A 3,258-nucleotide genomic window follows, 5' to 3' on the forward strand; every position below is an offset into this window, starting at 1 on the left:
AGCTTGCCACGCTTGTTGACGACACCCTCGGCCGCCAGCGCCTTCGCCAGCCTGGTGGCCGAACCGGTGGCCACAAAGCGCTCGAAGATCATCCGGACCGTTGCGGACTCGGCCTCGTTGATCACCAGCTTTCGGTCACGCACGTCGTAGCCCAGCGGGACGTGACCGCCCATCCACATGCCGCGCTTGCGGGATGCCGCGACCTTGTCGCGGATGCGCTCGCCGATCACCTCACGCTCGAACTGCGCGAAGCTGAGGAGGATGTTCAGGGTCAGGCGACCCATCGAGGTCGTGGTGTTGAACGACTGCGTGACCGAAACGAAGGTCACCTGATTGCGGTCGAAGATCTCGACCAGCTTGGCGAAGTCCATCAGCGAGCGCGAAAGCCGGTCGATCTTGTAGACCACGATCACATCGATCAGACCCGCCTCGACGTCCTGAATGAGGCGCTTCAGGCCGGGGCGCTCCAGCGTGCCGCCGGAGAAGCCGCCATCATCGTAGCGTTCGCGAATGGTGGCCCAGCCTTCCGCCTTCTGGCTCGTCACGAAGGCCTCGCAAGCCTCGCGCTGGGCGTCGAGGCTGTTGAACTCCATGTCGAGCCCTTCCTCGCTCGACTTGCGGGTATAGATGGCGCAGCGCTGGCGGCGCGGAACGACCGCGACGGCTTCCTGATGACGGCTCATCGGTCGTCCCTCCGGGCCTCGCGCAAGCCGAAGAAGCGGTAGCCGTTCCACTGCGTGCCGGTGATCGCCCGCGCCACCGCCGAGAGCGACTTGAACTTGCGCCCCTGCCAGTCGAAGCCGTCCTTCATCACAGTGACGGTGTGCTCTACCCCGTCCCATTCACGCACGAGGCGGGTTCCGACCACGGGGTTGCGGGGATCCGCGATGACCGTCTTGCGCTTGGCCCGGCCTTCGATTTCGTCAGCCAGCAAGTCCAGCGTCCGCCGCGTCTCGCGGGTCAGGCCGCCGAGGGTCAGTTCCTGGACCCGGTAGCCGAGCCTCAGCTCGAGGTAACTGCGGCTGTTGTTCGGAGCGGGTGTACCGAAGAGGCTTTCCCACTTCGCCTTCAGCTCGACCACCGTCATTCGCTTCAGCGCTGCAAGCTGCGTGACCACGCCCGCGTGCGCCGCATCGCGGTTGCCCGGTTGCCATGGTGCGGCGTCAGTCTTTCTCTTTGTCCCTGGCATCATTGCCCTCCAACTCGGTTGCTCGGTTTGCGACGACCAACACGGCGTTTGAGGGCGAGAATGTCGAATGAACTTTCTCTGCCGGCAGCAGATAAATGACTGGACTGTTCGGACAGAACNCGTCGTGCATGAGACCGTTCGCAATCAATCCTGATAAACGAACGGTACGTGGAAATCATGAAAACACAAGCACAATCAATTATTTGTCAGGTTAGTACGCAATCATGAGTACTGGATGGCGCTCGTTCAGCGGCGGTTCAGATTGCCCGACCTACACTGCCCACATCTTATGGCTCGGGAGGAACACATGAAGCGCGTCGTACAAGTCACTGCCATGCTGGCAGCCCTCATTGCCACCGCCACTACGGCATCGGCCTACCGGATTGAGAAAGTGCAGGCATCCTCGCCGTCCCTTGGTAAGCATTATCTCTATTCCTGCATCTGCGACAACGGAAACCGCATCATCTCGTATTCAACAAGCCCCATCAACGGCAACGACTGCCTTACGGCCTGTTACCATGCCGGTTCCGGATATGGTGGGCCGCAGACGCCGCCCGTGAAGTCCCTCCCTGCCACCACGGCGCAACGTCGACAAGGTGCAGTAGGGCGATAACGTTACGCGGTGGCACGGCCTGCTCAGTGGTGCGTTGCCGGCCGCACGTCCCTGTCGGTGTCCAGGCGCAGCGCCGTGCGCCACAGTGACGTCTTGGTGAACAGGCCATCATCGAATCGTCGCGCGCCCTCAACGCGATCCTCTCGCAACAGCCCCGTCCAGCATAGCGGACGCAGAACCTGAACATAGAGGTTGCTGAGGATCATATCGAAGCGTTCTGACTCGCCCTTTGGCCCATAGAGCGTGTGGCGCAGTTCCGTTGCGGTCGCGCCATTCTCGACCTCGACATTCAGCACATTGAGGAAGATGTCCCAATTGCCCGGCAATCGTTCCGGCCGCCGTGCAAATTGCAGGTGGTCCACTTCGAAGAGATAGAACGGCGTGATGATGCCGAACAGCCGGCCAGGATGACCAACCAGGGACTGGCCCGCCTTGGTCAGCGTGAACTGGCCCTTGGAGTGACGCCCGATCTTCAGGGCAATCATCAGATCGTGCAGGTCCATCAGCGGACCGAAGTCGATCTCGTTCAGCACCTTGTTGATGGCGAAGAGGTCGGCCTCCAGATAGCCCGGCCATTCGAACTCGGCGGCCGCCCAGTGGACGAAGCTGCGTTTGAAGGCTTTTGATGGCGTCAGCGGGATCGCTCCGTGCTCGTAGATATAGGCGAAGGTCTTTTCCATTGCCCGCACCATTGGCGAGTGCACGAGCGCCGGATCGTCATCGACCACTTCCTCGAACACGATCAAGATCAGATCTCCCGGCCGAACCAGCGAATGCGCCCGATGATCCTGATCTCCTCGGCCGTGCGCTCATAGGGGCTGTAGAACGTGTTGTCGGAGATGATGCGCACCCGCGGCGGCTCAGAGTTCGGGATATGCTCCAGCCGCTTGGCCACCAGACCCATGCCGTCGAACAGCACGAAGATGCCGGGCGGTGTCGGCATGCAACGGGCAAGGTCGACGAGCACGACGTCGCCGTCGTGCAGGGTCGGCATCATGCTGTCGCCCTCCACATGCATGATGCGCAGGTTTGCCGGGTTGGCGCGCAGCCGATGCGTGATCCACGAGTTTCTAAAATGGTAGGGTTCACCGTTTTCCACTTCGTCGGCAACGATCTTGCCACCACCCATCGATGCGGTCACCGCGACAGAGGGGATCGCCACGAAGGGGTCCGCCACTTCCATGTCCGGCTCATCGCCGTCGACCACGCCCTTGCCATGCAGCAGCCAATTGCGATCGACCTTGATGATCGCAGCAACCTTGTCGAGCTTTTCGATGTTCGGGCGTTCTGAGCGTCCGCGCATGATGTCGTAGACGAAGGACCTGTTGACGCGCGCCTGTTCGGCCACCTCTCGCGCGTTCAGCCCCATCTGTTCGGCTCGGGCTCTCAGTCTATCGGCAATCGTGGTGCTCATGGTTTTGTCCGGTATGTGGAATTTGTGGATTAGAGAGGATTG

General features: G+C 61.2%; 5 protein-coding genes. 1 reads left to right on the forward strand and 4 read right to left on the reverse strand.

Translation table 11 applies throughout. From position 1 onward, the window contains the following. Together ACFO1V_RS04200 and ACFO1V_RS04205 are read right to left on the reverse strand one after the other, a co-directional pair. A partial coding sequence (locus ACFO1V_RS04200; protein ID WP_380075064.1) for a recombinase family protein occupies positions 1 to 683 on the reverse strand: 683 nt, incomplete at its 3' end. Continuing rightward, complete coding sequence (locus ACFO1V_RS04205; RefSeq protein ID WP_109988933.1) at positions 680 to 1,189, reverse strand: DUF2924 domain-containing protein; 510 nt, start codon at positions 1,187 to 1,189, stop codon at positions 680 to 682. The genes ACFO1V_RS04205 and ACFO1V_RS04200, both read right to left, overlap by 4 nt. 307 nt (positions 1,190 to 1,496) lie before the next feature. On the opposite strand from ACFO1V_RS04205, the gene ACFO1V_RS04210 reads away from it, so the two are divergent. Continuing rightward, entirely contained in the window at positions 1,497 to 1,802 is a 306-nt protein-coding gene (locus ACFO1V_RS04210) for a hypothetical protein (protein ID WP_109988931.1), read from the forward strand. Between the two features lie 23 nt (positions 1,803 to 1,825). On the opposite strand, the gene ACFO1V_RS04215 is transcribed toward ACFO1V_RS04210, so the two are convergent. Together ACFO1V_RS04215 and ACFO1V_RS04220 are read right to left on the reverse strand one after the other, a co-directional pair. Then, entirely contained in the window at positions 1,826 to 2,548 is a 723-nt protein-coding gene (locus tag ACFO1V_RS04215; RefSeq protein ID WP_109988930.1) for a hypothetical protein, read from the reverse strand. Between the two features lie 2 nt (positions 2,549 to 2,550). Beyond that, positions 2,551 to 3,216, reverse strand: a complete 666-nt coding sequence (locus ACFO1V_RS04220) for an XRE family transcriptional regulator (protein ID WP_121987381.1) — start codon at positions 3,214 to 3,216, stop codon at positions 2,551 to 2,553. Positions 3,217 to 3,258 lie beyond the last annotated feature (42 nt).

Origin of the sequence: Daeguia caeni (genome assembly GCF_042653845.1) — a bacterium.
Lineage (GTDB): Bacteria > Pseudomonadota > Alphaproteobacteria > Rhizobiales > Rhizobiaceae > Brucella > Brucella caeni.